Genomic DNA, 25,302 nt, shown 5'->3' with positions numbered 1-25,302 from the left:
TCTCCGGCTTATTCGCGTTTCCGTTGGGTATCCTAGTATTGTAGTCGGACAATACGGTGTCAGCGGAGGTGAGCAACATTGTGGACGACCGACACCATTATATTTTTGCTCGGCATTTTGCTGCTGACCGGAGTCGTCAGTGCCAAGTTTTCGAATCGTTTTAATCTTCCTTCGCTCGTGCTGTTCATTGCCGTCGGCATGATTATGAACCGGTTCATCTACTTCGACAACACGAAGCTGACGCAGTTATTCGGAATCATGGCGCTGATTGTAATTCTGTTCGAAGGCGGGATGCAGACAAGATGGAAGCAAATGCGGCCCGTTGTCGGCGCAGCCGTCTCGCTTGCTACGTTCGGCGTAGTCGTCACAGCCTTGGTGTTCGGCTTGTGCGCGGCCTATATTCTCGATATTTCCTGGAAGGAAGGCCTGCTCATCGGCGCTATCGTCGGTTCCACTGACGCGGCGGCCGTGTTCGCGGTCATGGGTAGCCAACGGGTGAGGCGCAAGCTGTCCTCGACATTGGAGGCGGAATCGGGTACGAACGATCCGATGGCGTTGTTCCTCACTGTGTCATTCATTGAATGGATTCAAGTGCCGGATGCGAATCTGTTTTCTATGTTCCTGTCGTTCCTGTGGGAAATGGGGTTCGGACTTGTATTCGGGCTGGGCGTCGGCTGGCTGGCGATTCAGATCGTTAACCGCATCCATCTGGACACCTCCGGACTGTATCCGGTATTGTCGATCGGACTTGCCATCGTGACGTACAGCGGAGCCGCGATGCTGCATGGCAGCGGGTTCCTGGCCGTCTACGTCATGGCGCTGGTGCTGGGCAACGCCGATTTGCAATACCGCTTCACGATTAGCCGCTTCAATGAAGGATTCGCCTGGATGATGCAGATTTTGATGTTCATTTTGCTAGGGCTTCTCGTCTTTCCCGGGGAACTGGTTGAAGTGATGTGGCAGGCCATCCTATTGTCGTTGATTTTGATGCTGATCGCCCGTCCGCTAGGGGTAGCGGTGAGCTTGCTGTTCGGGCGCTTCTCGCTCCGCGAGCAGACGCTTATTGCCTGGGCGGGATTGAAGGGCGCCGTGCCCATTGTTCTCGCCACCTACCCGATGATTGCGGGGCTGGAGCAAGGGCAATTATTTTTCAATGTCATCTTCTTTATCGTCCTCACCTCGGCGTTGGTGCAGGGAGCGACCATCTCGCCTCTGGCGAGGAGGCTGGGGTTAGCCGGAGACCCGTCTGCGGGAATATCGCAAGGGCTTGAATTGGTATCGGTCGGGAAGACGAATCTGGATATGGTCAAAAAGTCAATCGAACCGGGAACCTGTGTCGAGAATTGCACGCTGCAGCAGCTGGAACTACCGGAAGATACGCTGATTACCGCCATTGTGCGCGGGGAGGAAATGCTTGCCCCCCGGGGGCATACCCGCTTGCAGGCCGGCGATGTCGCTTATATGCTCGTGGCCAAAAAAAATCTGGATACGGTGCGCAGCATGTTCACCGAGCCGGTCAGGGAGGCATGCTGCTCCGACCGGAAGCGGGAAGCGGACGCAGAGGTACCATAGTAAGAGACAGGATTCGGCATACATCAACAAAAAAGCAACTATAGACCGATATTTGCGGCAAGATCGTAGGTATGCGGTCTTTTTTTTGCTGATTTCCAGGGGCGTGTTACATTCTCAGAGAAATTTTCCCTGTTCCTATTGTGAAATAGGACCTACGATCCGATACTATTATTATGTGCCCTCATTTACCATGACAGTGCTTTGCGCAGCCGGACGGCAACCAGCGGAACTGCGGCATGAACAGGCTTACCGCTCCCCATATGGTTCGCGAGCACCATAGTCGCAGAGCTTGTCTCGAATGAATATCTGAATATCGCCACGAACGGAGATATCGCTATCGCCGTATTCGCAGCTAAGAACGCAACTGTGACAAGGAGATGAAACAATTGAAGGAGAAGCAACAGAAAGACAAAAATAGGACATCAGGGTCAAAAGCGCCTAAAGAAAAAGCGCCCAAAGCTAAATCGGGACAGCGGAAAGAGCGCGCTTTTGTGAATTCAGTGAAGGAGACCGTTCGGATGGTCTCTTCCTCCGTGTTCAAAAATCCGACTCGCTCGGTCGGGGCGAAGCTGTTCCTGGTCTTTGTTATCAACATTTGCATTTTCGTATTCGTCGTCGGGATGTTCGCTTATTCGGTAGCGAAGAATGCGATCGAGGATCGCTCGGCGGAATCCAGCTATCAGACAATGATTCAAGCATCCCAGAAGCTGGACCTGCAGCTGACGCAGTTCAACAATATGACGATGCAGATTATGTTCGATCCGAACTTGAAGACCCAAGTGGCGAAGCTGAAAGGGCTCAAAGATGGCACTTATGATATGATCCAGGGGATTGACAGCATTTCGAAGACGCTGCAGACCTATAGCATGAGCAATGATCAGATCGAGAACATATACTTGATTCCGAAGGAGAAGACCGATCTGGTCATCGCCGCCATGGGCGTTCGCCGCGGTCTGGACAAGGTGTGGGATTCCGACTGGTTCCAGGAGGCGAAGAGCAGCAGCGGACAATCGATATGGGTCAGCACGCAAATGGGCGGGTTGAGCGATGCTGCGGAGCCGACATTCGGGATTGCGAGACCGATGCGGGATCTGAACTCGGGCGAGGCGAACTTTATTATTTATTTGGAAATCAAGCAGCGCACGCTGAAAAATTCGTTGCGGGACATTCATATCGGTGACGGATCCAGTATTCAAATTTTGAATTCGAACGGGCAATATATCCACGCTCCGAACGACGAGCTGCTGACTCAAGCTGCTGCCGAATGGCTTCAGCCGGTCAAGGAAGAAGGGCAGAAGAGCCTGAGCGGAAGCTCCATTGTGTCTTCCGATCAGGATGGCAAGATGATGCTTGTCTATGATCAGATCAAAGTGAATGGCTGGACGCTTGTCGGTGCCGTGCCGGTGACGGAGCTGACCAAGGACGCTAGTACGATTCTCATGGTTACCTTCTTGTCCATGGGTGGAGCCTTGCTGCTCGCGATTATTATTGGCGGACTGGTCGTTCAGTGGGTGGCAACGCCGATAGTGAAGCTGCTCAAGCTGATGAATGAAGGGGCGCAAGGAAATCTGGCCGTTCGGTCCGACGTCAAGACCAAAGATGAAATCGGGCAGTTGTCTGCCGGCTTCAATACGATGATGGAGCAGATTACGTCGCTCGTTCAGAGCACCGAGGCGAGCGCGCGTTCCGTATTGGACACGGCGACTTCCCTGTCGGAAGCTTCCCGTTCGACGGCTACCTCGGCCAAAGAGATTGCCGTGGCGACCGAAGAGATCGCCAAGGGAGCGACCTCGCTGGCTGTCGAGGCCGAGCGCGGGCATGATTTGACCCATAACATGGCTTCTCATATGCAGCATGTGGTCGATGCGAATGAGCAAATGGATACATCTGCCCAAGCGGTTGCCGAATCCAGCGAATTGGGCGCATCCAACATGACCTCGCTCCTGACCAGAACGGAATCGACGGGAGATATGATGCGTTCGCTGGCAGAACGGATCAAGCAATTAAGCGAGAGCACGCAGTCGATTCGCAAAGTATTGGAAATGATTCATAACATGACCAAGCAGACGAATATTCTGTCTTTGAACGCGACCATCGAAGCGGCGCGAGCGGGAGCCGCCGGCAAAGGCTTCATGGTGGTAGCCGACGAGATACGGAATCTCGCCGATCAATCGCGCCAATCGATCGATGTCGTCGGGCAGATTACGGAGCGGATTGAGACGGAGATTACCGAGACGGTAGCAGCGCTGTCTGCCGCGTTCCCGATATTCCAGAAGCAAGCCGAAGCGGTGCAAGAGACGGATGCCATTTTCGGCACGGTTCAACAGCAGATGGGCGGCATGATCGAGCATCTTGGCAATGTAACCGGTTCGATCAACCGCCTGAACGAGGCGCAATCGATTCTCGTCGAAGCGATGAGCAACGTAAGCGCCGTTGCCGAAGAGGCTTCGGCTACTTCGGAAGAGGTAGCGTCGCTTAGCACCGAGCAGTTGAACATCTCCAACCGCTTGGTCGAGCTGTCTCAGGAGCTGGAGGAGGTATCCTCCAACCTGAAGGACACGCTCTCTCAGTTCAAGTATTAAGTATATACCGGTGCTGATCGCACCAGCAGCCACCCGCATCCTTGGAGCAAGGACGCGGGCATGCTCTATTATTAAGCGGAATAGCGGCCTGACGCTTTGGGCTCATTTTTAATTCCAAAATTGAGAATAGTCAGTTGCAACGGCATCAAGATTATGGTATGTTAGGAATAACTTCACATGAACGTTGGTACGGAAGCACCGTCATCAAGCAGATGGGACATGCAGCGCATGTCCTGCTTGATGGCGGTGCTTTTTTGCGTTCTGCGGATCCGTACCCGGAAGGAGAGAGGAAGAGTGATGAAGGCTTGGAATATTGTCGTTGCCCATACGCAGAAGCGAGTGCTGGATGCATGGACGGAATATTGGAGGCAGTCCGATTATGCGGAACAGCTTCACCTCCGGATGTTCACGCAGGCGGACACGCTGCGCCGTTACCTGGGATTGAAGCCGGGCATCCATATGGTGGTGGCCGACCCTGAAGTGCTGCAGGAGATGAGCGAGGAGGAGATGGATGGAATCCTGATTACGGTATTATCAGCGGAGGGGCGGATCGATGCATTTCCGTTGGCCCACGCGGTAGAGATTCCGTATCAGCCCTTACCGCAGCTGTTCCAATCCTTGATCGAGCGCTGCAGGACGGAATACGAAGGCGCTGCCTTCGGGATGGAGAGTCACTCCTGCATGCTGCTCGGCATCAGCTCGCTGGGAGGCGGTGCAGGCAAGACGGCGGCAGCCCTTCATCTCGCCCGCCATGCTGCAGCGAAGGGGAAGCGCGTCCTGCTGCTGAATGTTGACCCGGTGCAGGAGTATGCGCTTCTGGATGCTCGTCCAGAGCCGGCGGCGATCGCTCCGTTGGCGCAGCTTCTGTACTACCTGCGCAAGGATCAGGCGGGAGAGTCTCTGCCGCTGGAATCGTATCTTCTAGGTGTTCCTGATCTCGAAGGCGCGGATATTTTCGCCCCGGCCGATTGGATCAAGGAATGGGAGGGCATTGATGGGCTGCTCATGCGGAAGCTGCTTCGGCTTCTTCGTCAGAGCGGCCGGCACGACCTCATTATTGCGGAGGGAGGGTTCAACCAACCGGCATTCGCTGCCTTGTGGGAAGAGGCGGATCGAATCGTCTGGCTGCTGCAGGATGATTTGCCGCATTTGCATAAGACGGAGCTTCTGTTCCGGCAATGGGAACGCTCCGGCGATGCGGCGGTCCGCAATCGGATTCGCAGACTTGCCCTGCTCGTGAACCGATATATGGGCATGATGGCGAACCGCTGGATGTACCGCGATGCGCCCATTACCGGATATTTGCCGTATATTCCGAGCTGGAAGCAGATGCACCGCATCGATCAGTGGCTGCAGTCCGCCATCTATCAATCTGCCGTCGCAGAGTGGGCCGATCGGCAGCTTCTGCACAGGCTGGCGTCCGGATATGAGGTCTCATGAAGGATAGCACAGCAGTTACTTCCGTTCCGGAAGCGATGGAGGAAGCGTATGCCTGGACCCGGCAGCGCGTTCGGGACAGCCTGGAATGGGGAGACCCCATTCCAGACGAAGCGCTCATGGCGCGGATTGAGCAGACATTATTCTCCAGCTCCCAGGCAGGGCTGTTCACGGCGGAAGCCTTGGAGCAGATCGTCAAGCGGGTCTATTATTCGTTCCGCGGCCTGGACGCCCTTCAGCCGCTGGTCGACGATCCGGACATTACGGAGATTATGATCAACAGCCATCAGGAATGCTTCATTGAGCGGAAGGGGCGGATCGAGCGGCTGGAGATCGGCTTTGAGGATGAGGAGAAGCTGGAGGATGTTATCCAGGCCGTCGTGTCCCAGGTGAACCGGGTCGTCAACGAATCATCCCCGATCGTGGATGCCCGGCTGCCGGACGGCTCACGGGTGCATGTGGTTCTGCCGCCGATCGCCCTGAAGGGCCCGACGGTTACGATTCGCAAATTCCCGGCAGAGCCGATGAAGATGGGCGATCTTATCCGTGTGGGCGCGCTGAGCGAGCAGGCCGCGGTGCTCCTGCAGACGCTGGTCGCAGCCAAGTTCAATATTTTCATCAGCGGGGGGACCGGCTCGGGCAAGACGACATTTCTCAATGCATTGTCGCAGTACATTCCTCCCCAGGAACGGGTCATTACGATCGAGGATGCGGCCGAGCTTCAGATTCGCACTGTTCCGAATCTGGTGTCACTGGAGACGCGCAATGCCAATACGGAGGGAAAGGGAGCCGTCACGATTCGGGATCTGATCCGGGCCTCGCTGCGGATGCGGCCTGACCGCATCATCGTCGGGGAAGTCCGGGGGGCGGAGGCGCTGGATATGCTCCAGGCGATGAACACAGGGCATGACGGCTCCTTGTCCACCGGCCACAGCAACGGGCCCGCGGATATGATCAGCCGTCTGGAGACGATGGTGCTGAGCGGCGCGAATCTTCCCGTCGAGGTCATTCGGCGGCAGATAGCCTCAGCCATCGATATCATCGTGCATTTGGCCCGTCTTCGCAACGGAGCGCGCAAGGTGATGGAGATTTCAGAGATTATCGGCCTGCAGGACGGGGAGGTGCTCCTCGGGCCGCTGTTCCGGTTCGAGGAATCCGGTACAGAAGAAGGCCAAGTGGCCGGTCGCCTGGCCGCGCAGCATATGCTTCGGGACAGGCATAAGCTGGCGATGGCAGGACTGCGGCTGCCGGAGGACAAGGAGGTGCATGCCGATGGGGAAGCAGCCCGAGGCGGCTGACAGGCGGCTGCCGCAATACAGCGAGTATATGCTGAGCCGCAGGGAGAAGGCGGCGGCCCTGAGTGCCGGAGCCGCTGTCATGGCCGCTGTCGGGTACTTGTTCTATCATCACTGGTTGGGGATGCTCCTGCTTGCTGCCGCCGGACTGCGCTATACCCGCATTCGCCGGCACACGCTGCTCGCGCGCAAGCGGGCCCGGCTCGCGCAGCAATTCAAGCAAGCTCTCTATTCCTTATCATCATCGCTCTCAGCCGGGCGTTCCATGGAGAACGCGTTCCGCGAAGCGATAGCCGATCTGAAGCTGCTCTACCCGGGAACCGAGGTGGAGATGGAGCGGGAGCTGCGAATTATTGCGATGCGGCTGGAGAATGGAGAGCCAATTGAACAGGCGGTCATAGATTTGAGCCGCCGGGCGGCACAGGAGGATATTTCGAATTTTGCCGATGTGCTGGTCACTTGCAAACGGACGGGGGGTGATTTGATCGAGGTCGTGCGCAGAACGTCTTCCGTCATTGGCGAGAAGATGGATATTAAGCAGGAGATTGACGTTCTCGTCGCTCAGAAGCGGCTGGAGATGAAAGTGATGATGGCGGCTCCATTTCTGTTTTTGGCCTTTCTTAATCTGGCTTCCCCGGATTTCATGGCAGCACTGTATGAAGGAGTTGGCCGCGTTATCGCAACGGTGGCGCTGTTGCTCTTGCTGCTTGGTGCGTGGTTGATTCACAAGCTGATGGATATCCGTGTTTAGCCTTGGACGCCAGTTGTATCATTTTTTTGGAAATGAGGTGTTGGGAACCGATGATGCCGCCGTGGATGTGGGCTTCCGGCTCCGCCGTTCTCCTGCTCGTGTTCCTGCTGGTGAATCATAGCAATCAGCGGCACTACGGGACGCTGCTGGCCGGATTGAACCCCCGGACGAAGACGTTCCGCTGGCTGGCGGCGCCGCTTCGTTGGCTGGAGAGGGTTCAGCCCGCTCTCGATACGATTCCGGCTCTCTCCCCGGTTCGCCAAGCGCTCATGCAAATCCATGGCCCTGCGCACAGCCATACGATGTACCGGGTGCTGCTGGCTGAGCTGGCGTTATACCTGTACGCGGGAATCTGCGGGTCATTGCTGCTTCCGGCGCTGACGGACGGCAGCGTGACGAATCTGGTTGGCGGCCTGCTGGTTGCCGTCGTTCTGCCGCTGGCGAAGGTGAAGGATACGCTGCACCGGGCTGAGAGGAAGAAGCAGGATCTCCAGCTGGAGCTGCCGGAGCTGATCAGTAAGCTGACCTTGCTTGTGCAGGCGGGCGAGACGGTACAGAAGGCGCTGGCCATCTGCATCGAGCGCAAGCGGGAGGAATGGTGCCACCCGCTCTACGCCGAGCTTGCCAGAATGCAGAAGGATGTGCATAACGGCTACTCGTTCGCCCAGGCGATGGAGCAGTTCGCGAAGCGATGCTCATTGCAGGAGGTATCGATGTTCGTCACGGCAGTGCTGATCAATCAGCGCCGGGGCGGAGATACGTTCGTGTTGGCGATGCAGGATGTCGGCCGGCAGCTGTGGGAGAAGCGCAAGGCGGTGGCCCGCCGGAGAGGGGAGGAGGCGTCGACGAAGCTCGTCTTCCCGATGATGCTGATGTTCCTGGTCATCTTGGCCGTCGTGGGCGCTCCCGCTCTGCTCATGATGAAGTAAGGGGATGAAGCAACGAAAATGAATCAGAAAGAAGGAAGCGGATATGGACAGAAGCTTGCTCTTTTTCAAACGGCTATGGAAAGAGGAAGATGGGCTTGGCATGGTGGAGATAGTCATTATTATCGCGGTGATCGTTGTGTTGGCGCTTGTATTTAGAGAACAGATTAGCACGTTCCTGGAAAATTTGATCTCAAGGGCAACAAAAGAGACAGATAAAATTTTTAAAGAAAAGTAGTTCTGTGTGCATTGTTTTGCAAAGGAGGAGCTGGCTTGAATACGAAGCTGCGCCGCTGGCTGCGTTCCGTTCAGGAGGAGGAAGGCTCGATGATCGTGGAAGCTTCGCTGATATTTCCCGTCATCTTCTACTGTACGCTGGCGATCCTGTTCTTCGCCATGCTCATCTATCAGACGGTGATAAGCTCGCATGCCGCAGCGCTGGCCGCGGAACGGGCGGCGGCCTTCTGGGATAACAGCCACAAGGAGGCGGTGACCGGCGCTTATGACAAAGGACGGCATGACGGAATGTACTGGCGCCTGCTCGACGATCGGCTTTTGGATAAGGTGTTCGGGGGAGGCTTCGGCGGAGAGAACTATATGGTGCAGCTGCCTGCCGTCACTGCCGGCGAGTCACTTCCCGAACGGAAGCTGATGCGGGCCGCCAGACTGGTGCCTGAGGCCTTTCACGGGAAGATGAGTTACGAGAACGGCCTGCTGGATCGAAGAATTACCGCAGCTCTGGACAAGCCCCTATATCAGGTGATGTTCCGGAACATGTCGGGAAGGGAGATCTCGAATGAGGGGCAGGCCGTAACGGCCGTCGTGGAGCCGGCAGAGTTTATTCGTGCGGTGGAGTTCGCGCGCTACATGGCAGCGAAGCTGAAGGAATGGAAAGGGCAAGGCGTTCCGACGGGGGAAGCGGAAGACATATTGAAGAAAGCGGCGGGACAGACTGCGGGACCGTCATGACAAGCAGAGGGGAGTGCTTCCTGTGAATCGCAATCGGCTGAACCGATGGGCAGAGCGGATTTGTAAGGCAAAGGACGGATCGGTGTCAATATTGCTGGTATTTATTGTGGCCGCCATGTTCTTATTCACATCGGTGTTCATTGATTATGCCCGTATCGCGGCGGCTGAGTGGCGAATCGAGGCGTTGGCCCGGACAGGCATCCGCTCGGTCATGTCCGCTTATGAGCCGGCGCTGCAGGAGAGATACCAATTATTCGCATACGGAGCCACCGATCCGGCGCAGATCCTGGATTATGTGATGCAGGATCACAATCAACTGCGATCGACAGGCGTATTCCCTTGGGTTCCTCTGCTGTTGGACAGTCACTCGACATCGGTCACCCGCCCGCTTGCGGACTATGACGAGATGGAACGCCAGATAGTGGAGGATATGAAATATAAAGCGCCGGTGCAATTTGTGTTCGAGCTGTCCGGCAAGCTGAAGCCGATGTCGGGGGCGCTTAAGGAAGCGGCCCAGGCGACAGAACTGCTGGCGAAGCTGCAGAAGCTGGTTGATCGGAGGGACAAGCAGCTGTTGGCTGTCTTGAAGCTTCAGAAAAAATCCCGCGACGAGTTGAACCGCTCTGGGCTGGACAAGGGAATCGCAGCCCATAGAAACGATATGATGGAGGATCGTCCCCTCGGCTCGATTCGATCGGCGGCAGATATTGCAGCCCAATATGCTGATTATGCGGAGAAGAAGCGTGAAGATGACCGCAGGGGAGAGGACGAGGAGCTGCAACATCGGGACGATACGGATCGTTACGAGAAGGATTCGCGCGAGCATGCATGGAGATTGCAGCGGACGGTCTCCCTGCATAATGGGAATCATGACCGCTGGCTTCGCGATGCCGAATCGCATCTGAAGGAAGCCAAGGATTTCAACGAAGAGATGAAGCGGGTTATCGAAGAGGTGCGCTCCAGCCCAGACTATGCCGGCTATGATAACGTAGGCCGATCGGATATTCCGGATGGGGGGACGATGGAGAATAACCAGCAGGTTGAAGATGCCATCAAAGAAATCAATGCTTCCGCGGAGCAATTGGTTATGCCTGATTCTTTCTTCGAGGAATGGAGCGGAGAGATGAATCGCCAGCAAGCGGTCATGTCTAAGACCGATAAAGCCGCCTCCGTCTTCCAACGCTTGGCGGAAGGCATATCCGCTTACTCCACCTCTGCTTACACACTGAAGGATAAGGGGAGAGAGCTGATGGAGGCTTACCAAACGTATGCTTCCGAGTTCATCCGGCCGCCCGGCAGCTATATCGAACGGAGAGAGGCCGCCATGATCAATCACCAAGGCAAGGACAAGGAGCGCAAGCGGATAGAGAAGGAAGCGGACAAGGAATTGGACAAAGCGAAAAACTTGCTCTCTTCACTGTCTGAACTGAAAAGCAAATTGCAGGAGCACCAAGCTGCTTTCGAGGATGTCCGCAGCAAGATGGAAGCCATTGATGCGCATAATCAATCGTCAACCGAGGCGCCTGCGGAACGAGCGGCCGGCGAGGATGCCGTCGAGGAGAGCAAGCATTCCATGGATTCCGTTACCACGCTGTATGATCAAGCGGCGGACGGGTTAGTATCGCTGCGCGATCATCTGTACCGGAACGAGTATGCCTATATATACTTCACCTCCTACGACCCGCGGCAATTGAAATCATTGCTGGATTCAGGGAATCCGGGAGAGGAGGTCGTGAAGTCGCTGGGCATAGCCAACCAGGAGCTGGAGTATATTCTATACGGTTTTCACAATCCGGTCGGCAACATTGCGGCCGCCTATGGAGAGATTTTTACGATGCGTCTCGCCATTCGCACGATGGAAGGCTTCGTGGAATTCGGCAAGCTCGGACATCCGCTGCTTATCCTGGCGTCAGCGATTCTCTACGGCATTCAGCAAGCGATGCAGGATATGCTGCTGCTCGTTGCGAAGAACGAGATTCCGATCTCCCGTTATTTGCCGGTGGTGAAGCTGAACTATGCCGATCACCTTCGCCTGTTCATGCTGGCTCATGGAAGCCGGGAAGGAATGCTGAAGCGGATGCTGGCGCTGATCCACTATAATACCGGAATCGATCCGGGTGCAAGGGGGACATATGGCGAGACGGAAGTCCGTCTCAGCACGCCGCTGTGGTTCCTGCCGGGATTGATGAAGCTGCTGGGCCATGCCGGGCTATGGGGCGGTGAGATCGAGAATGGGCGGTATTACGGGGTCAAGCGTTCCGTGTTCTCCTATTAAAGGCAGACTTGCTCCGGCATCTCTACGGCGGGCGCGCCCGATGCCGTACCGCAGCCTGTTCGGTGACTGGCGCGGAAGCATTACGGTTGAAGCGGCTTTGCTGCTGCCGATGGTGCTGCTCGTATTCATGTTCTTCGTGTTCATGATTCAGGCCGCCGTCATCGCGACGTCTCTGCAGTCAGCTGCCATGAATGCCGTGAAGCAGGTATCCGCCCATTTGTATCCTGTCAGTCTGCTGGCCGTCCAGTCCGTTAGTGCGGATGGAGATCGTTCGGGGGAGCCGGGCAAGTGGCTGCCTCCGGCCCAGAGAATGAAGATGACGGTGCAGGAATTCGGTCGATCCTTCGGGAGCGCGCTGCCGAAGCCTGTCAGCGAATGGGTGCAGGACGGCACGGAGTGGGCTGCCCGGCAGGCGGAGGCGGCAGGGGAATGGGGCCAGGCTCGCCTCGCCGAGACGGTGGTCAAGCCAATGCTTGTCCGGTATGGCGTTCAGGGCGTGCTGAGAGAGGAGCGGCTTCGGGTCACGCATATGAAGCTCCCGGATCTGGATAAGAAGATCGATCCTTACTTCGCGATCGAGGTCGCTTATGATTTACCGATGCGCGTTCCGTTCCTGAACACGACGCTGACGTTGTCCGCGCGAGCCGTTGAGCGAGTCTGGGTCGGAGACGGGCCGGCCCCGTCTGATTCGGGCACCAATTCGTCGAGCAAGCCGGCGCCGGCCTTGGTGGAGCTGACGCCCGAGCCGCTTCTTCCCGGCAGAAAAGCCCGGCTGATCGCCAAGGCGGAGCCGAATGAGCGGGTGGAGCTGGTCGTCTTCTACAAGAGCGGCAAGAGCCAGGCGAAGCATGTCGGCTGGGCAACCGCCGATGCGGATGGCCTCGTTACGTGGGAATGGCATGTCTCGGGCAATACGACCACAGGAACATGGCGGCTGGCCGTGAAGACGGAGGACGGGCGAAGCGCTGAACGGGCTTTTGAGGTAAAATAACGCGTTGCGGCTAGAAGCGGACTGAAGCGGATGATAGAAGGGAGAAAGCGATGAACACGATGGATGGTGCGATATGGACATGCGGGGTGCTGCTGCTCGCCGCGTTTGCTGCCGATGTGCGCACGCATAAAATACCGAATCGGCTGACGATGCTTGCCGCTGCCGCCGGGTTCATCATTCACGGTGCCGCGAATGGATGGCAGGGGCTTGCTTTTAGCGGTCTCGGAGCGGGATGCGGGTTCGGAATCATGCTGCTCCTGTACATCATGAAGGCCGTCGGGGGCGGGGACGTGAAGCTGTTTGCAGCCATTGGCGCACTGACGGGAGTCTATTTGACTTGGCAAATCGTTATCTTTTCAATTTTGTATGGCGGGCTCATCGCGGCATGCATTATGCTATGCGGCCGCAGCGGGAGACTTCGCGGCTGGTGGCCTGTGCTGGCGAGCAGTTGGCTGCTTCGCTCCTTAGCTCCCGTTCAGGCGGAAGCCGGGAGGCAAGCAACCTTTCCTTTCATGTGGGCCGTACTGCCGGGAGCGCTTACGGCTTACCTGACCGTGCTCTCCCCCGGGTGATGACCCATTCGAACAGGAAGGAGCGTGAACCTCATTTACGGTTACCGGGTTCAATTTATTCTGGAAGAAAGAATGGGCATGATGCTGACCCGCGATAATCCCGTTCCATCCGAAGCGCTGGATCCGCATCAAGCCAAGATGCTGACCTATAACCGGGTGCCGCATTTCCTTCGCCTAGATATCCGGGAACTCGATCTGGAGCTTTCTTTTGTGTATGATATCAGCGGCAAACGAATGCTCAAGCAGGCTCTAAGAAGCATGCGAATGACTTCAAGTCAATATTTTGAGTGGATGCTGCAATTGGTTCGCATTTTGGAGAATTGCCGGGCCTACATGCTACATCCGGATCATGTGCTTCTGCATGAGGAATGCGTGTTTGTCGACGAACAAGCCGTCGACGGAGGATTGCATGTCGCCTACCTGCCGTTGTTGGAACCGCTGCAGCCGCGGGCGGGCATGGACGGTCTGCGCAGGCTGGGCATTCTGCTCTCCACCCATGTTACCCAGTGGAATGGAGACGGATTCCAGCGGCTGGTTCAATGCTTGTCCCAGGAGGACAATTCCCTCGCCGAGGTACGGAAGCTGCTGCAATCCCTCATTGCCGGAACAAGCGGGATGGAAGCAGAACGCCCGGTCAGCCAACGGCTTCCCGAGGGGATGGCAAGCATGTCTCCGCCGGATGCAGGCATCGGTTGCTCGAGGTGGCCGGGGGACGATAATGAACGATCCGGATCCCTTCATGAACCGGCTGCTTCCGGACCTTTCCCGTCTGCGGCGGGCGTCCCGGTCCAGGAAGGAGCCGAGACGATTCGGGGAGAGGACGAGGATACCGTTCCGGATACCAGGGGAATACCTTCCGGTAAGAGCTATTATGCGGCCGGAGGCGCCGCCATCGTGACGGCTGCGCTGGCCTGGAGATATATCTATATGGACAATCCAGGCCTGAATACGCTGCTTATCTCGGTTGGCATCAGCGTGGGAGCCGTTGCATTGGGGGCCGCCTGGATATCAGGAATGTTGCCCCGCATTCCGGGAATGCTCGCCCGCCGGGAGAGCGACGCTTCATCTGCGGCGGAAGGACCGGAAGTTTCATTCCCTGGGCAGCACTCCGGGGATGAGCTGCTGCGGCCGGAATGGATGAAGCTGGAGCTCCAGGCAGAGGGCGAACCAGCTGCGGCAGATGCCGTTCACCCGGCTGGGAGGCATGGTGTTCGCCTGGCAGGAGCGGATGCCGTTCCCCTGGCTGGGGCGCAGGGCGTTCGTCCAGCCGCGGATTGTGATCGCCAGCCACGGGAATATAACAACTTCCCGCAGGTAGCGGGCAATGAACAACTTTCAATGCCTGATGGGTCGCGGATGGATTCCTTCTACGCTGAGCTCCCTATGCACACATCCTTGCTCGACTGTTCCGGCTCCGAAGCGACGGTCGTCCTTGGACAAAGGCCCGGCATCGATACGGACTTGCGAGAAGGGGAGCGCTTCGCGCCTTATTTGCAGAGGTTGGGAGAGCTGGGCGGAAGTGCGGGAGCCGGAGGGATGGGTATTCCGAAGGAAGCAGCAGCAGCCGTGGATCGCGTCCACGGAGGTCAGCCGCATGCTGCAGGCCGTGATCGCCGTGCCGCTGTTGAACGAATCTCCCTGGCCTTTCCCTTCGTGATTGGCCGCTCGGAACAAGGGGTGCAGTGGCGTGAAGCCAGTGCGGGCGTATCGAAGCATCACTGTGAGCTGGTTCAGGATGACGATGGCGCAGTGGCGATCCGCGATCTCGGATCGCGCAACGGAACCGAGCTGGAGGGGGAGCCGATTATTCCCTATAAGCTGTACCCATTACAGAGCGGGGATCGCTTTTCGGTGGCCGGCACGGTTTTTCAGTTTCATTGCTGAACTTGACCAGGGTAATGCGGGACGACATTTTATTCTCTCTTTTTCAGATGGAGGAATGAATATAAGGGCTGATGCCATAGTGCTTATGACGGAAGGGTAGATGATTTCTTTGTTCACTCAGAGTGGATAAAGGGCGAGTTTGTCTATACAAAGGCGGACAAGGAGGGGGATATTGTTCTGAAGGGACGGATGTCCATATATAGCGATTGGGGAGAATGATAGCTGCATATATAGTAGCGGGGCGCCATAATAGAATAGATCTCTCTCTCAAAAAAGTGTCCTCCATTTGAAAGACATTTTTCCTCATATTCCACAATTGGAGGACAGAAGAGGGGGGCACTCCCCCTTTCCCTCTGTCTGCTCAGATAAGGTGGCATGCGGCATAATGCTGACTGCCCGCCTCCCGGAACAGGGGCGTCTCCTGACGGCATATGTCCTTGGCGGCCGGGCAGCGGGTGTGGAATTTGCAGCCGGAGGGGGGATTGACCGGGCTCGGGATGTCGCCGCGAAGCACGATCCGCGACCGTTTGCGCTTCGGATCGGGGATCGGGATGGCCGACAGCAGCGCCTGGGTATACGGATGGAGCGGTTGGCGGAACAGTTCATCCCGCGGCGCAAGCTCGACAAGCGAGCCCAAGTACATGACGCCGATCCGGGAGCATAAATGCTCGACGACGCTCAGATCATGCGAGATGAACAGATAGGTCAGTCCTCTCTCTTCCTGCAGCTGGCGGAAAAGATTGATAATCTGCGCCTGTATGGACACATCCAGCGCGGATACCGGCTCATCAGCGACAATGAAGCGGGGCTCCAGGATGATAGCTCGGGCGATGCCGATCCTCTGGCGCTGCCCCCCGGAAAATTCATGGGGGTACCGGTCATAATGATAGGCCGCCATGCCGCATACGGATAGGATGTCCTCCACCCGATCCCGGAGCTCTTCCTTGGCGGCCAGCCCGTGCTGCAGAAGCGCCTCGCCGATCGCATCGCCGATGCGCATTCGCGGATTCAGCGAACTGTACGGATCCTGGAAGATGAACTGCAGTTCGGGGCGCAGCCGGCGCATGTCCGTACGGGACAACTGATGGATGTCGGTCCCTTGATACCGGATATCGCCTGCGGTCTTGTCGGTCAGCCGCAGGATAGCCCGCCCGGCCGTGCTCTTGCCGCTGCCGGATTCGCCGACGAGGCCGAACGTTTCGCCCGGGTAGATCGAGAAGCTGATATCATCGACCGCCTTGACGTGGTTAACGGTGCGGTTGAACAGGCCTGCGCGAACGGGATAATATTTTTTCAGGCGGTGAACTTCAATCAATGCTTCGCTCATGGTGTTCCTCCCTTTCCCCGCACAGCCAGCAGGCGACATGATGATCCGGCGCTGTGCGGCGCAATTCGGGATGGGCTGTCCGGCATGATTCCGTCCGCTGATCGCAGCGGTCATAGAAGTAACAGGACGAGCCCAGCTCCAGCGGATTGGGCACCTGGCCCGGTATGGAATAGAGCGTCTTTCGCCGCTGATGCAGCACCGGCTTGGATCGGAGCAGCCCCTTGGTGTAGGGGTGCTGAGGGTGCTCGAACAGCTCCTCGACCGGGGCCTCCTCCACGATTTTGCCGGCATACATGACGACGACATAGTCCGCCATCTCGGCCACGATGCCCAGATCATGCGTAATCAGCAGGATCGCCGTCTGCATCTCCTCCTTCACCTGATGCAAAATATCGAGAATTTGCGCCTGAATGGTGACATCGAGGGCTGTAGTCGGTTCGTCGGCGATGAGCAGGCGGGGGCCGCACGCCAAAGCGGTCGCGATCATGACGCGCTGCAGCATTCCTCCGCTTAACTCATGCGGGTAGGCGTTCAAGATCGCTTCAGCCCGGGGAATGCCGACGAGTTGGAGCAGCTCAACCGCCTTGGCCCGTGCAGCGGCCTCCTTCAGATGAAGATGCCCCCGCAGCGGTTCGGTCATCTGTTTGCCGATGGTCAGCACCGGATTCATGGCCGACATCGGCTCCTGGAATACGATGGCGATCTCGTTGCCGCGCAGCCGCCGCAGTTGCTCCTTGCTCCAATGCCTGATGTCCTGGCCGTCGAAGCGGATTTCGCCGGAGACGACTCGCCCTGACGGCTCGGGAAGCAGCCCCATGATCGACATCGCGGTCACGCTTTTGCCGCAGCCCGATTCCCCGACGACGCAGACCGTCTCTCCTTCCTTGATGCGCAGGCTGACATCATCGACGGCTTTGACGATGCCTTCCCCTGTATAGAAATAAGTGCTTAACTTCCGGATGTCGAGCAGTGCATTCATGAGCTACCCTCCGCTTGTCGCTTTTGCTTCGGATCGAGCGCGTCCCGCAAGCCGTCTCCGAAGATGTTGATGGACATGACCGTGACGAAGATGGCCAATCCCGGCGGGATCCAGAGCCAAGGCCGCTTCTCGAAATCGATGATCGAATTCGCGGCATCGATCATATTGCCCCATGTCGGGGTGGGCGGCATAACGCCGAGGCCGAAGTAGCTGAGCACCGATTCGCTCAGAATCGCTCCGCCCGTGCTGAGCGTCGCCACGACGATCAACAGAGGGAACAGATTCGGCAGGAGATGGTGGAACAGCTTACGGCGGTCGTTCAGTCCGAGCGCCTCCGCCGCCTGCATGAAGTCCCGTTCCCGCAGGCTGAGCAGTTCTCCGCGCACGAGCCGGGCGAGCCCCGGCCATCCGACGAGGCTGAGCATTAGCATGACAATGTATAGCCGGTAGTCGGTCGGCACCTTCCATTCGGACAGAATGGCGCCGATAATGAACAGCAGCGGCAGGCCGGGAATGGTCATCAGCAGATCCGCGGTTCGCATAATCAACTGATCGACCATGCCGCGGTAATAGCCTGCGATCGCGCCAAGAACGGTGCCGATGAGGACCGATAGCACCATGGAGGCCAGCCCGACCGTCAAGGAGATGCGTCCGGCCTGCAGCAGGCGGGTGAGCACATCGCGGCCCAAATGATCGGTCCCGAGCCAGTGCGCCGCGCTGGGCGCCTGATTCATGACGGCCAGATTCACTTTGCCTGCCGCATAGGGCGAGAAGAGGGGACCGATGAAGCAGGCCGCGAACATGAAAGCAATGACCGCCAACCCGCTTAGCGCCAGCTTATTGCGCTGCAGCCGCTGGAGCGACTGGCTCCAGAGCGAGGGCCTCGCCGTTGGCTGAGAGACGGAACGCCGGCGTGATAATTTCCCTGTCATCGATAAATTGGTCATGATCGATTCCTCCTTACTACAGCCGAACGCGCGGATCGGCGACGCGATACAGCAGGTCGGACAGCAATGTCCCGATAACAGTCAGGATCGCGATGAGCATCGTGAAGCCCATGAGCAAGGGATAATCCCGCATGGTGAACGACTGCATATATAACTGCCCGATTCCCGGCCAGTTGAAGATTTTCTCTAAAATCAGCGATCCGCCGAACAGCCCCGGCAGCTCGAAGCCGATGAGCGTAATGGCTGGCAGCATTGCATTCCGCAACGCATGGCGGTACAGAATCACCCGCTCCTTCATTCCTTTGGCCCGCGCGGTGCGCACGTAGTCCTGCTTCATCGCTTCGAGCATATGCGTCCGGAAATATCGGGTCAGCCCGCCGGTCCCAAGCAGCGTCATCACCATGACGGGCAGGAACATATGATGCGCAACTTCCATAATGTAGGCCAGCCCGGCCGCATTGCTTCCGGTTGTAATCATCCCCCCTGGCGGAAGCAGCTTGGCATCGACCGCCAGCAGCTTGATGAGGAACAGCCCGATGAAGAACACCGGTACGGACATCGCCGCGAAGATGCTGATTGTCACGATCCGATCGAACCATGAATATTGCTTATAGGCGCTCAAGACGCCGATAATGACGGCGATGAACCAGGTCAGGAACGTAGAAGCGGCCGCGAGCAGGAAAGAGTTCCAAATATATTGGCTGAACAGGGTGGTGATCGGCTGCTGATGCTGAAGAGAATAACCGAAATCTCCTTTCAGCACGTTGCCGATCCAGATGAGATAACGCTCGATAATCGGCTTATTCAGGCCGTACATTTCTTTCAGCGCCAGCTTGCGTGCTTGGGTCAGATTCATGTCGTTGTCGACGAAATCGCCCGGCGTCAGCGCGTACAGCGCAAAAATAAGGACGGATGCGCCCAGCAGCGTAAGCAGCATATACAGCGTTCTTCTCAGCAAATACGTGCCCAATGGATGCGCCCCCTTTGGCTAAAGATGAATCCGCCCGCCGGCTTCGGCGGTGGCATCAGGCGGGATGCTTTTCTATTCGATGCGGATCGACGGCAGACTCGTGGCGATGCCCCGGTACGGATTCGGGTCAAGTCCTTGAATCCGGGAGTTATAGGCGTAGAGCAGCTTCGAATAGCTGTAAAAAATGTATGGCGGATCCTCGTTCAGCTCCTGATACAGCTTTTTGTAAATCTCCTTCCGCTTCTCGGTATCCAACGTGCCCAACCCTTCCTGAATGAGCTTGTCGACGGTCGGATTGGAGTAGCCTTTGGCCTCCTTCGTGGAGAATTCGGACACCCCGTATGCCGGATCGATGATCATTGGCGTCGAGAAGCTGGCGAGATCGTAATCTCCGCCCTCGACCTTGGCCCGCAGCGAGTTGAAGTCGGCGAACTGCTCCGGCTCGAATTGGATGCCGATTGCTTCATAATTTTCTTTGGCGATGGCGATGAAGGCGTCGCTGTTTTTGCTCTTGGAGGACAGATAGCGGATGACCAGCTTTTGCCCGTCTTTTTCCCGGATGCCTTGAGCCCCGGCTTTCCAGCCGGCTTCCTCCAGCAGCTGCTTCGCTTTGTCCGGATCATAGTCGTACGGGTTGATGCCCTCTTCCGTATAAGCCCAGGAGGTAGGAGAGACCGGCACATTGGCGACTTGAGCGGAGCCTTGCGACACGCCTTCAACGATCGTCTTGCGATCCAGTCCATAGATGAGTGCTTGGCGAACCTTTTTATCCTTCAAATAAGGCTTCGCGTGGTTAAATGCGATATAGCCGTAAGCGCTGGAGGTATTCAACTGCAGATTGACGAAGCCGAGCCGCTGAAGCTTCTCCAGATTATCCTGTGTCGCCGCGAAGGAAGCGAAGTCCTGCTCGCCCGTCTCCAGGAACTGGAACGTGTCGCCCTCGGTCGTCTTGTAAATGAAACGCTCAACCTGCGGCTTCCCGGCAAAATAATGCTCATTCGCAATAAACCGGATTTCCTGTCCCGGCAGATGCTTCTCAAGCTTGTATGGGCCTGCGCCCACCGGCTTCGCATGAAGCTCGCGAATGTAATCGAGATGGCCCGGCACGTAATCTTTGCCATAATAGGCCTTCGACAGCACCATGCCGCCAAGGGTCAGCAGAGCGGTCGCGTTCACTTGCTCAGTCGTGATCTCAATGGTCAACGGATCGATAACACGAATGCCTTCGATCGTATCGGCCTTGCCCTTCTTGTAAGCCTGCCCGCCTTTGATATGCGTCTGGAAAATGTCCGTGCCCCCGTCATAGGACTTGTCGTGCAGAATCGTGAGCGTAAAGGCGACATCGTCTGCAGTCAGCGGCGAACCGTCGTTGAACTTCAAGCCTTTGCGCAGCGTGTACGTATACGTAAGCTGGTCAGGAGATATCTCCCACTTCTCTGCCAGCAGCGGAATAGGGAGTCCCGTCTTGTCAACCGTGACCAGCGGAGCGAATAGGACGGATGCGACATTGCCGTCATAGCCGCTCTGGTGGAAATGCGGCGTGAACGCGCCGCTTGGCTCGATCAAGCCGGCGACAAAAGTATCGCTGCGCTTCTTGGCCGCTTCCGGCAGCTTGCTGATATCTGAAGCGGGAATCACATCGGTGCCCAAATGTTGAACGCTCGTGCTGACGGGATCGGCGGCGGCAGACTCCATGCCGGAAGCGGCAGGCGGCTGGGCCCCGCAGCCTGCAAGCAGGCCTCCGATAAGGGACAGCAGGACGAGCGTGCGGATTAATTTGGCCATGAATGAAAACCTCCTGAACGATGAGATGGAAAATCATTGAAATGTAAGCCAAAGTATAATTAATCCGATCGGATAAGTCAACATTAAAAGTTGATTTCATTTTGGGTAAAAGAATCTGTCGTCCAGGAGGAAGCGGAGAAGCTGCGAACGCAAAAAACGGCGTCTGTCTCAAGGACAGGCACCGTTTATGATGTGGCATGAGCTCGGTATGCCGTATCGCGATAGCAATCAGATGGCCGTCATTCGATCGAATCGCTGTATAGCAAAGCGAAGAATGCAAAAAACGTAGGGGCTTCGCTTACTCGTCCCGCAGCGCCCGCAATGCTTCATCCAGCTCCCCGTAACGGAAGGTGAAGCCGGCGTTCAAGGCGGCTGCCGGATAGACACGCTGCCCTTCCAGTATCAGCATCGACATCTCGCCGAGCGCCAGCTTGAGCGCCCAAGCGGGAGCGGGGAACCAGTGCGGACGGCGATAGACGGCGCCCAGCTTCCGGCCGAATTCATCGTTCGTCACCGCATCCGGAGCGCTTGCATTGACGGGACCGGACAGGGACGGTTCCTGCACGGCATAATCAATCAGACGTACCATATCGTCAATATGAATCCAAGAGAAAGGCTGGCGGCCGCTGCCGACTCGGCCGCCGAAGCCGAGCTTGTAGGGCAATCTCATGAGCGGAAAGACGCCGCCGTCATTGGAGAGCACGGGGGCGATGCGGAGCTTGACGCGCCGTTCGGCGGGAATCGCGTCAGCCGCTGCCTCCCATTGCCGGATGACATCCGACAAAAAATCTTGTCCCGCAAGCGGGATCTGTTCGTCGAAGACCGCCGTCTCGGACGAGCCGTAGCCCGAACTGCCGGAGGCATTGATGAGCAAGGGGAGCTTGCGCGGCTGCTGCTCCGCCCATTCCGCCAGTCTGCGGGCAGGCACAATGCGCGAAGCGACGATCCGGTTCTTCGCTGTCACAGTCCACCGCTGGCTTATCGTCTCGCCGGCCAGATTGACCACCACGTCCACGTCGCGGCAGCTTGGGGGATGAGTCTCCAGTTCGGACCAGCTGACCACATGAACATGCGGATGGGTCTGCTTGGCCCGCAGCTTCGTGCGGGAACGCGACAGAATAATGACTTCATGTCCTTGGTCCAGCCATGCTTTGTACAGCGCTTTCCCGATCAGTCCGGTGCCGCCGCTAATCATGATTTTCAATCCAATCCCCCCTCGAACGGATGCTCCGGCGACGGCTGGCTACTTGTTCAACAGATGCCGGTATGGACTGTAGTCGATGTTGTTTTTGTCCAGGTAGCGGACGAGGCTGCGGTAATCGCGCTTCGGCGTCGCCATAATGTATCCCTTAATGCAGTGATCGCGGGTTACTTCGTTGGCACCGCTCTCAATCGCGACTTCGCCGATCTTGGCGGCGATGGAATGACGAGCGATATCGCGGAACGGCTTCGGAACCGGGGCGACCAGCATATCCAGGAACGTCTTCGCATCTTCGGTCCACAGCTCCCGGCTTTGCTCCACCCAGTAATTTTGCCAGTCGAGCTTGGACATCCCGTCACTCTTTGGCAGCACTTTAAGAAATTTGCGGAACATGAAAAATCCGCCGATCGCCATGAGTCCAAGCAGAACGAAAGTCCAGAACGCGATAGAATTCATGAACCACGTGTTAGGCGCACCGGCCGCCAGTGGTAAATAGAAGAAAGAATGCACACCAATTCACCTCACCGGATGATAATCTATTCGCTTTGCGCGCTTATTTTTCCTAAGATTCGTTCCGAAATCAGCTTTATATGAACATGAACGATAGCTATAGAAATTATACCGCATTCCTAGATTTATTTCGATATTCCTTGTAGAATAAGGGAAATGATTTGAGAGGAGACAGCGTATGCTGAAGATTGGTTCTCATGTATCCTTTTCCGAAAAAGGGCTGTTGACGGCGACGAAGGAAGCGGTAAGCTATGGCTCCAGCTCGTTCATGATATATACCGGAGCGCCTCAAAATACGCGGCGCAAACCGATAGACAAGCTGTTCATCGAGGAAGGCAAGGAATTGATGAACAAGCATGGCATCGACGAGATCGTGGTCCATGCGCCTTATATTATCAATCTCGGATCGTACAAGCCCGCGACGTTCGAATTGGCCGTATCATTCCTGCAGGATGAGATTCACCGCACGGATTGCATCGGCGTAAATAATATCGTGCTTCATCCGGGCGCCTATACGGACAAGGATGCCGAATATGGAATTAACCGCATTGCGGAGGGCTTGAATGAAGTGCTGCGGAACACGAAGGAGACGAACGTGAACATCGCGTTGGAGACGATGGCGGGCAAGGGCACCGAGATTGGCCGCAGCTTCGAGGAGATCGCGGCGATTATTGACAAGGTCGAGGATAACGGCCGCCTGACTGTCTGTCTCGACACCTGCCACATCCATGATGCGGGCTATGATATCGTCAACGATCTGGACGGCGTGCTGGAGGAGTTCGACCGCGTAGTCGGACTTGGCCGCATCGCTGTCGTTCATATCAATGATAGCAAAAATCCAACCGGGGCAGGCAAAGACCGCCATGCGCCTATCGGGGCGGGCTATCTCGGCTTCGACGCGATTCGCAATGTCGTGCAGCATGAAGCGCTGCTCGGGAGACCGTTCATTCTGGAGACGCCGTGGATCGGCAAAGATCCGAAGCAGCAGCGCCCGATGTACGAGGCGGAGATCGCGTTCCTGCGCGGCGATGCCAAGGAGCGCTTCGGCGAAGAGTTCTGGGCGGACGTCGAGCGGATGCGCCACTTCTTCGAGAAGCAGGATGTCGATTCCCGCGCCTTCGTGCTCGAGACGTGGAATGTGCTCAAAAACGACGCCAAGGCGAAGAAGGCCGATCCGCGCGAGCCGATGGAGCGGCTGTACGATATGATCGTCGATGCGGACCTGCTGCCGGATCGAACGGAAGAAGAGATCAATCAGCGTATTACCGCATGGTATACGGGACAAGCTGCAGAATAACGCTTGCGGGCCCCGCGGGCCGCGATGGCCGATAGGGATGCCCAGATATAGAATTGCGGACAGAGAGAAAGATAGACCAATATTGGAGCAGTGGAGGACATAGGCTAATGAAGCATCAGCATACAATGGTTCACGCCCGCGAGCAGGCCGGCGAGAACACCCGGAACCGCGCGCGCATGCTTATCTCCTGCCCGGACCGGGCGGGGATCGTCGCGGCGGTATCGCGCTTCCTGTACGAGCATGAAGCGAATATCGTCCAGTCGGATCAATATACATTGGATCCGGAGGGCGGCATGTTCTTCATGCGGATCGAGTTCGACATGGCCAGCTTGGATCGGCGGTTGCCGCAGATGGAGGAGGACTTCCGCCTCATCGCGGAAGATTTCAAGATGGAGTGGCGCTTTTCGCGGGTCAGCCAGAAGAAGCGGTTGGCGATTTTTGTATCGAAGGAGGATCATTGCCTTGTCGAGCTGCTCTGGCAGTGGCAGGCTGGCGATCTGGACGCTGACATCGCGATGGTTGTAAGCAATCATCCGGACATGCGGGAATACGTGGAATCCTTCGGCATTCCGTACGTTCATATTCCGGTCACCCCGGACAATAAGCCGGAAGCGGCACGGCTCCAATTGGAAGCGGTGGATGGGAAGGCCGATCTAATTATATTGGCCCGCTACATGCAGATCATCGCTCCGGAATTCATCGAACGGTATCCGAACCGGATTATCAATATCCACCATTCCTTCCTGCCCGCCTTTATCGGAGGCAAGCCTTATCAGAAGGCCTATGTGCGCGGCGTGAAGCTGATCGGCGCGACGGCGCATTATGTGACGGAGGAACTGGACGGCGGACCGATTATCGAGCAGGACGTAGAGAGGGTAACCCATCGCGCCGACGTGAACGAGCTGAAGCGAATGGGGCGCACGATCGAGCGCGTCGTCCTCGCGCGGGCTGTCCATTGGCATATTGAAGACCGGATTTTGGTGCACCAGAACAAAACGGTCGTTTTCAGTTAAAGTGAAAACCGGCCTTTTT

The 25,302-nt window shown here is 56.9% G+C and carries 21 protein-coding genes; 14 read left to right on the top strand and 7 right to left on the bottom strand.

The genetic code is table 11. From position 1 onward, the window contains the following. Nucleotides 1–78 precede the first annotated feature (78 nt). The 12 genes from FLT43_RS11520 to FLT43_RS11465 all read left to right on the top strand — a co-directional run bounded on the left by FLT43_RS11520 (nt 79) and on the right by FLT43_RS11465 (nt 15,254). Entirely contained in the window at nt 79–1,572 is a 1,494-nt protein-coding gene (locus tag FLT43_RS11520) for a potassium/proton antiporter (RefSeq protein WP_087444776.1), read from the top strand. 377 nt (nt 1,573–1,949) lie between these two features. After that, a complete protein-coding gene (locus FLT43_RS11515; protein ID WP_422732035.1) occupies nt 1,950–4,154 on the top strand; it encodes a methyl-accepting chemotaxis protein in 2,205 nt (734 codons plus the stop codon). Between the two features lie 297 nt (nt 4,155–4,451). Continuing rightward, nucleotides 4,452–5,594: a nucleotide-binding protein gene (locus FLT43_RS11510; protein WP_244194422.1), complete on the top strand. Its 1,143-nt coding sequence runs from the start codon at nt 4,452–4,454 to the stop codon at nt 5,592–5,594. Beyond that, nucleotides 5,591–6,889, top strand: a complete 1,299-nt coding sequence (locus FLT43_RS11505) for a TadA family conjugal transfer-associated ATPase (RefSeq protein ID WP_244194372.1) — start codon at nt 5,591–5,593, stop codon at nt 6,887–6,889. Before FLT43_RS11510 ends, FLT43_RS11505 begins: the two co-directional genes overlap by 4 nt. Continuing rightward, nucleotides 6,864–7,637 carry a type II secretion system F family protein gene (locus tag FLT43_RS11500; RefSeq protein ID WP_087444779.1) on the top strand — a complete coding sequence of 258 codons (774 nt, stop codon included), beginning with the start codon at nt 6,864–6,866 and terminating at the stop codon, nt 7,635–7,637. Before FLT43_RS11505 ends, FLT43_RS11500 begins: the two co-directional genes overlap by 26 nt. A gap of 50 nt (nt 7,638–7,687) precedes the next feature. Then, a complete protein-coding gene (locus FLT43_RS11495) occupies nt 7,688–8,566 on the top strand; it encodes a type II secretion system F family protein (protein ID WP_244194373.1) in 879 nt (292 codons plus the stop codon). Between the two features lie 43 nt (nt 8,567–8,609). Continuing rightward, nucleotides 8,610–8,801 carry a Flp1 family type IVb pilin gene (locus FLT43_RS11490; RefSeq protein ID WP_087444780.1) on the top strand — a complete coding sequence of 64 codons (192 nt, stop codon included), beginning with the start codon at nt 8,610–8,612 and terminating at the stop codon, nt 8,799–8,801. Nucleotides 8,802–8,836: 35 nt separating this feature from the next. Next, a complete protein-coding gene (locus tag FLT43_RS11485) occupies nt 8,837–9,532 on the top strand; it encodes a TadE/TadG family type IV pilus assembly protein (RefSeq protein WP_087444781.1) in 696 nt (231 codons plus the stop codon). 22 nt (nt 9,533–9,554) lie between these two features. Next, nucleotides 9,555–11,807 carry a coiled-coil domain-containing protein gene (locus FLT43_RS11480; RefSeq protein ID WP_087444782.1) on the top strand — a complete coding sequence of 751 codons (2,253 nt, stop codon included), beginning with the start codon at nt 9,555–9,557 and terminating at the stop codon, nt 11,805–11,807. A gap of 40 nt (nt 11,808–11,847) precedes the next feature. Next, entirely contained in the window at nt 11,848–12,798 is a 951-nt protein-coding gene (locus tag FLT43_RS11475) for a TadE/TadG family type IV pilus assembly protein (protein ID WP_244194374.1), read from the top strand. 50 nt (nt 12,799–12,848) lie between these two features. After that, nucleotides 12,849–13,370, top strand: coding sequence for an A24 family peptidase (locus FLT43_RS11470; protein ID WP_244194375.1), 522 nt, complete (start codon nt 12,849–12,851; stop codon nt 13,368–13,370). 24 nt (nt 13,371–13,394) lie between these two features. Further along, nucleotides 13,395–15,254: a DUF6382 and FHA domain-containing protein gene (locus tag FLT43_RS11465; protein WP_244194376.1), complete on the top strand. Its 1,860-nt coding sequence runs from the start codon at nt 13,395–13,397 to the stop codon at nt 15,252–15,254. Between the two features lie 361 nt (nt 15,255–15,615). Here the strand turns inward: FLT43_RS11465 and FLT43_RS11460 are convergent, their stop codons facing one another. The 7 genes from FLT43_RS11460 to FLT43_RS11430 form a co-directional block, all read right to left on the bottom strand. Then, a complete protein-coding gene (locus tag FLT43_RS11460) occupies nt 15,616–16,581 on the bottom strand; it encodes an ABC transporter ATP-binding protein (RefSeq protein ID WP_087444783.1) in 966 nt (321 codons plus the stop codon). After that, nucleotides 16,562–17,560: an ABC transporter ATP-binding protein gene (locus tag FLT43_RS11455; RefSeq protein WP_087444784.1), complete on the bottom strand. Its 999-nt coding sequence runs from the start codon at nt 17,558–17,560 to the stop codon at nt 16,562–16,564. The genes FLT43_RS11460 and FLT43_RS11455 overlap by 20 nt, the downstream gene beginning before the upstream one ends. Next, the gene (gene opp4C / locus FLT43_RS11450) at nt 17,557–18,507 is read right to left on the bottom strand and encodes an oligopeptide ABC transporter permease (RefSeq protein ID WP_373994936.1); all 951 of its coding nucleotides are present in this window, start codon (nt 18,505–18,507) and stop codon (nt 17,557–17,559) included. Before opp4C ends, FLT43_RS11455 begins: the two co-directional genes overlap by 4 nt. A 16-nt stretch (nt 18,508–18,523) precedes the next feature. Next, complete coding sequence (locus FLT43_RS11445) at nt 18,524–19,477, bottom strand: ABC transporter permease (RefSeq protein WP_087444785.1); 954 nt, start codon at nt 19,475–19,477, stop codon at nt 18,524–18,526. A gap of 72 nt (nt 19,478–19,549) precedes the next feature. Beyond that, nucleotides 19,550–21,262: an ABC transporter substrate-binding protein gene (locus FLT43_RS11440; protein ID WP_087444786.1), complete on the bottom strand. Its 1,713-nt coding sequence runs from the start codon at nt 21,260–21,262 to the stop codon at nt 19,550–19,552. Nucleotides 21,263–21,560: 298 nt separating this feature from the next. Then, a complete protein-coding gene (locus FLT43_RS11435; protein WP_087444787.1) occupies nt 21,561–22,466 on the bottom strand; it encodes a TIGR01777 family oxidoreductase in 906 nt (301 codons plus the stop codon). Nucleotides 22,467–22,505: 39 nt separating this feature from the next. Beyond that, nucleotides 22,506–22,919, bottom strand: a complete 414-nt coding sequence (locus FLT43_RS11430) for a DUF2621 domain-containing protein (protein ID WP_087445405.1) — start codon at nt 22,917–22,919, stop codon at nt 22,506–22,508. Between the two features lie 232 nt (nt 22,920–23,151). Here FLT43_RS11430 and FLT43_RS11425 point away from each other — a divergent pair, with 232 nt between their 5' ends. Continuing rightward, nucleotides 23,152–24,270, top strand: a complete 1,119-nt coding sequence (locus FLT43_RS11425; RefSeq protein WP_087444788.1) for a deoxyribonuclease IV — start codon at nt 23,152–23,154, stop codon at nt 24,268–24,270. Nucleotides 24,271–24,377: 107 nt separating this feature from the next. After that, nucleotides 24,378–25,283, top strand: coding sequence for a formyltetrahydrofolate deformylase (gene purU / locus FLT43_RS11420; protein ID WP_087444789.1), 906 nt, complete (start codon nt 24,378–24,380; stop codon nt 25,281–25,283). Nucleotides 25,284–25,302: the final 19 nt, after the last annotated feature.

The sequence above is a fragment of the Paenibacillus thiaminolyticus genome (genome assembly GCF_007066085.1).
Lineage (GTDB): Bacteria > Bacillota > Bacilli > Paenibacillales > Paenibacillaceae > Paenibacillus_B > Paenibacillus_B thiaminolyticus.
Note: the sequence above shows the minus strand (reverse complement) of the source record. Positions and strands in the feature narration are given on the sequence as shown.